The organism is Oerskovia sp. NPDC056781 (genome assembly GCF_042789955.1).
Classification (GTDB): domain Bacteria; phylum Actinomycetota; class Actinomycetes; order Actinomycetales; family Cellulomonadaceae; genus Oerskovia; species Oerskovia rustica.
The window spans coordinates 1-5521 of the sequence record NZ_JBHUAD010000245.1 but is presented as its reverse complement, the minus strand read 5'-3'; the positions used below and the strand labels follow the sequence as shown (position 1 = coordinate 5521).

At 56.9% G+C, this 5521-nt stretch carries 3 rRNA genes; all 3 read right to left on the bottom strand.

From position 1 onward, the window contains the following. Window positions 1-24 precede the first annotated feature (24 nt). A 5S ribosomal RNA gene (rrf, locus tag ACFRCR_RS16265) occupies window positions 25-141 on the bottom strand. A gap of 90 nt (window positions 142-231) precedes the next feature. Further along, a 23S ribosomal RNA gene (locus ACFRCR_RS16260) occupies window positions 232-3339 on the bottom strand. A gap of 399 nt (window positions 3340-3738) precedes the next feature. Next, window positions 3739-5259: ribosomal RNA gene (locus tag ACFRCR_RS16255) — 16S ribosomal RNA — on the bottom strand. Together the 16S, 23S and 5S rRNA genes form the textbook arrangement of a ribosomal RNA operon. Window positions 5260-5521 lie beyond the last annotated feature (262 nt).

Here is a 5521-nt window from a genome sequence, read left to right as displayed (position 1 = left end):
GGGGTGGGCCTTTGGTGAATGGTTGTCCGGCGGCGACCTACTCTCCCACCCCGTCTCCAGGGCAGTACCATCGGCGCTGAGAGGCTTAGCTTCCGGGTTCGGAATGGGACCGGGCGTTTCCCTCTCGCTATGACCGCCGTAACTCTATGGAGATGTTCGGGTCCCCCGGTTACGTGGGGGTGTGCCCGTATCTCGGGAACCGCACAGTGGACGCGTAGCAAAAGTTTGTGTGTTATCAAGTTGTCGGCTTATTAGTACCGGTCAGCTTCAGCAGTCTTTAGTCCTGCCTTACACATCCGGCCTATCTACCCAGTGGTCTAGCTGGGAGCCTCTCCCCCTTGCGGGGATGGAAACCTCATCTTGAAGCAGGCTTCCCGCTTAGATGCTTTCAGCGGTTATCCCTTCCGAACGTAGCTAACCAGCCGTGCTCCTGGCGGAACAACTGGCACACCAGAGGTTCGTCCGTCCCGGTCCTCTCGTACTAGGGACAGCCCTTCTCAAGTTTCCTGCGCGCGCAGCGGATAGGGACCGAACTGTCTCACGACGTTCTAAACCCAGCTCGCGTACCGCTTTAATGGGCGAACAGCCCAACCCTTGGGACCTACTCCAGCCCCAGGATGCGACGAGCCGACATCGAGGTGCCAAACCATGCCGTCGATATGGACTCTTGGGCAAGATCAGCCTGTTATCCCCGGGGTACCTTTTATCCGTTGAGCGACGGCGCTTCCACAAGCCACCGCCGGATCACTAGTTCCGACTTTCGTCCCTGCTCGACCTGTCAGTCTCACAGTCAAGCTCCCTTGTGCACTTGCACTCGACACCTGATTGCCAACCAGGCTGAGGGAACCTTTGAGCGCCTCCGTTACATTTTAGGAGGCAACCGCCCCAGTTAAACTACCCACCAGGCACTGTCCCTGATCCGGATTACGGACCGAGGTTAGATATCCAGAGCGACCAGAGTGGTATTTCAACGTTGACTCCACACACACTGGCGTGCATGCTTCACAGTCTCCCACCTATCCTACACAAGCCGCACCGAACACCAATACCAAGCTATAGTAAAGGTCCCGGGGTCTTTCCGTCCTGCTGCGCGTAACGAGCATCTTTACTCGTAGTGCAATTTCGCCGAGTTCGCGGTTGAGACAGCGGAGAAGTCGTTACGCCATTCGTGCAGGTCGGAACTTACCCGACAAGGAATTTCGCTACCTTAGGATGGTTATAGTTACCACCGCCGTTTACTGGGGCTTAAATTCTGAGCTTCGCTCCGAAGAGCTGACCCGTCCTCTTAACCTTCCAGCACCGGGCAGGCGTCAGTCCGTATACATCGTCTTGCGACTTCGCACGGACCTGTGTTTTTAGTAAACAGTCGCTTCTCCCTGGTCTCTGCGGCCGTCAACGCTCGGGAAGCTAGTTCCGTCACGCATCGGGCCCCCCTTCTCCCGAAGTTACGGGGGCATTTTGCCGAGTTCCTTAACCACGATTCTCTCGATCGCCTTAGTATTCTCTACCTGACCACCTGAGTCGGTTTAGGGTACGGGCGGCTAGAACCTCGCGCCGAGGCTTTTCTTGGCAGCATAGGATCACCCAATTCGCGCATACGCGCTATCTATCAGTTCTCAGGCTATGTGAACAGCGGATTTGCCTACTGTTCGCCCTACAACCTTGGACACGGTCAACCATCGCCGTGCTGGGCTACCTTCCTGCGTCACCCCTGTTAATACGCTTACCTAGTACCGGTTCGGGTCGCGCGCCGCTCCCGCGATGTCTCCCGAAGGAGACGGTGCGGGTTAAGGGCGCTTAGCATCACCGGGTTCGGTATGGGCGGTTCTTCGCCGGTAGGAGAATATCAACTCCTTGTCCATCGACTACGCCTGTCGGCCTCGCCTTAGGTCCCGACTTACCCAGGGCGGATTAGCCTGGCCCTGGAACCCTTGGTCATTCGGCGGACGGGTTTCTCACCCGTCTTTCGCTACTCATGCCTGCATTCTCACTCGTGTAGGCTCCACCGCTGGGTTACCCCGCGACTTCACTGCCCACACGACGCTCCCCTACCCATCCACACGCCTGGACCACGAAGGCCTAGCGTTTGTGTGAATGCCACAGCTTCGGCGGTGTACTTGAGCCCCGCTACATTGTCGGCGCGGAATCACTTGACCAGTGAGCTATTACGCACTCTTTCAAGGGTGGCTGCTTCTAAGCCAACCTCCTGGTTGTCTGTGCAACTCCACATCCTTTCCCACTTAGCACACGCTTAGGGGCCTTAGCTGGTGGTCTGGGCTGTTTCCCTCTCGACTACGGAGCTTATCCCCCGCAGTCTCACTCCCGCGCTCTCACTTACCGGCATTCGGAGTTTGGCTGACGTCAGTAACCTTGTAGGGCCCATCGGCCATCCAGTAGCTCTACCTCCGGCAAGAAACACGCGAGGCTGCACCTAAATGCATTTCGGGGAGAACCAGCTATCACGAAGTTTGATTGGCCTTTCACCCCTAACCACAGGTCATCCCCCAGGTTTTCAACCCTGGTGGGTTCGGTCCTCCACGTAGTCTTACCCACGCTTCAACCTGCCCATGGCTAGATCACTTCGCTTCGGGTCTAGACCCAGCGACTCATTCGCCCTATTCAGACTCGCTTTCGCTACGGCTTCCCCACACGGGTTAACCTTGCCACTGAGCACTAACTCGCAGGCTCATTCTTCAAAAGGCACGCTGTCACCCCTGCTAGGGAGGCTCCAACGGATTGTAGGCACACGGTTTCAGGTACTATTTCACTCCCCTCCCGGGGTACTTTTCACCTTTCCCTCACGGTACTGGTCCGCTATCGGTCACTAGGTAGTATTTAGGCTTAGCAAGTGGTCTTGCCGGATTCACACGGGATTTCTCGGGCCCCGTGCTACTTGGGATCCCCTTCGGGAGGCCACGTCATTTCGTCTACGGGGGTCGCACCCTCTGTGCCGGGCCTTTCAATGCCCTTCGACTATAACGCGACTTTCTGACTCCCTGACCGGGTACCAGCCCGGTCTGAAAGGTCCCACAACCCCGCCCATGCAACGCCTGGTAGCTATCACACATGAACGGTTTGGCCTGTTCCGCTTTCGCTCGCCACTACTCACGGAATATCTCTTCCTGTCGGTACTGAGATGTTTCACTTCCCGACGTTCCCTCCACACACCCTATATATTCAGGTGCGGGTCACTGGACATGACTCCAGCGGGGTTTCCCCATTCGGAGATCCTCGGATCACGGTTCGTTTGCCAACTCCCCGAGGCTTATCGCAGGCTACAACGTCCTTCATCGGCTCCTAGTGCCAAGGCATCCACCCTGTGCCCTTAAAAACTTGACAACAAAAAATTGCAGAGAACAAAGATAAATCTTTGATCTTACAAAGATGCTCGCGTCCACTGTGCAGTTCTCAAGCTACGGACGATCCCACCCGCTCCCACGGCCTACCAACACAAACGGTCGGCGGTTCACCCAGGAGACGCGATGGCCCGTGCAGAGCGACCCCACCCATGCGGGCGGTTCCCTCAGGACCCAACAGTGTGCTTGGCAAACCCCTCCCCCGTACCCGTGATGTTCCACCACCCACCCGAAGATGGACAGGTACTGACACGAACCGTCATGGACGAGCTCTTCGTTAATGTTCCACCCTTGAGCAACCATCCACCCACGCGTTCGGCGAGTGCCATGGCCTCTGCACAACCAGCACCCAGGGGCGCCGGCTGTGAGTGATGCTCCTTAGAAAGGAGGTGATCCAGCCGCACCTTCCGGTACGGCTACCTTGTTACGACTTAGTCCCAATCGCCAGTCCCACCTTCGACAGCTCCCTCCACAAGGGTTGGGCCACCGGCTTCGGGTGTTACCGACTTTCGTGACTTGACGGGCGGTGTGTACAAGGCCCGGGAACGTATTCACCGCAGCGTTGCTGATCTGCGATTACTAGCGACTCCGACTTCATGGGGTCGAGTTGCAGACCCCAATCCGAACTGAGACCGGCTTTTTGGGATTCGCTCCACCTCGCGGTATCGCAGCCCTTTGTACCGGCCATTGTAGCATGCGTGAAGCCCAAGACATAAGGGGCATGATGATTTGACGTCATCCCCACCTTCCTCCGAGTTGACCCCGGCAGTCTCTTATGAGTCCCCACCATGACGTGCTGGCAACATAAGACGAGGGTTGCGCTCGTTGCGGGACTTAACCCAACATCTCACGACACGAGCTGACGACAACCATGCACCACCTGTACACCGACCTTGCGGGGCAACCATCTCTGGAAGTTTCCGGTGTATGTCAAGCCTTGGTAAGGTTCTTCGCGTTGCATCGAATTAATCCGCATGCTCCGCCGCTTGTGCGGGCCCCCGTCAATTCCTTTGAGTTTTAGCCTTGCGGCCGTACTCCCCAGGCGGGGCACTTAATGCGTTTGCTGCGGCACGGAACTCGTGGAATGAGCCCCACACCTAGTGCCCAACGTTTACGGCATGGACTACCAGGGTATCTAATCCTGTTCGCTCCCCATGCTTTCGCTCCTCAGCGTCAGTTGCGGCCCAGTGACCTGCCTTCGCCATCGGTGTTCCTCCTGATATCTGCGCATTCCACCGCTACACCAGGAATTCCAGTCACCCCTACCGCACTCTAGTCTGCCCGTACCCGATGCAAGCTCAAGGTTGAGCCTTGAGTTTTCACACCAGACGCGACAAACCGCCTACGAGCTCTTTACGCCCAATAATTCCGGACAACGCTTGCGCCCTACGTATTACCGCGGCTGCTGGCACGTAGTTAGCCGGCGCTTCTTCTGCAGGTACCGTCACTTGCGCTTCTTCCCTGCTGAAAGAGGTTTACAACCCGAAGGCCTTCATCCCTCACGCGGCGTCGCTGCATCAGGCTTTCGCCCATTGTGCAATATTCCCCACTGCTGCCTCCCGTAGGAGTCTGGGCCGTGTCTCAGTCCCAGTGTGGCCGGTCGCCCTCTCAGGCCGGCTACCCGTCGTCGCCTTGGTAGGCCATTACCCCACCAACAAGCTGATAGGCCGCGAGTCCATCCCAGACCGATAAATCTTTCCAGACACTCCCCATGCAGGGGCATCTCGTATCCAGTATTAGACCTCGTTTCCAAGGCTTATCCCGGAGTCTGGGGCAGGTTACTCACGTGTTACTCACCCGTTCGCCACTGATCCACCCAGCAAGCTGGGCATCACCGTTCGACTTGCATGTGTTAAGCACGCCGCCAGCGTTCGTCCTGAGCCAGGATCAAACTCTCCGTAAATGTTTGCTATCAACCCCGAAGGGCTAACAACCATACGAAGCGGACCCGAAGGTCCATAATCATGGCTACAAACCGAAAACATGACGTTTTCAATTCATACCAAATAAGCAGTCTCCACACAGACACACAACACACACCACACGATGCGCGCCACACGCCCACGCAGGACCATTGGCATTAACTATCAAGCACACTGTTGAGTTCTCAAGCAACCGACACGCACCGACTCCAACCCACCAGGGGCCTTCACTCGGGGCAACTT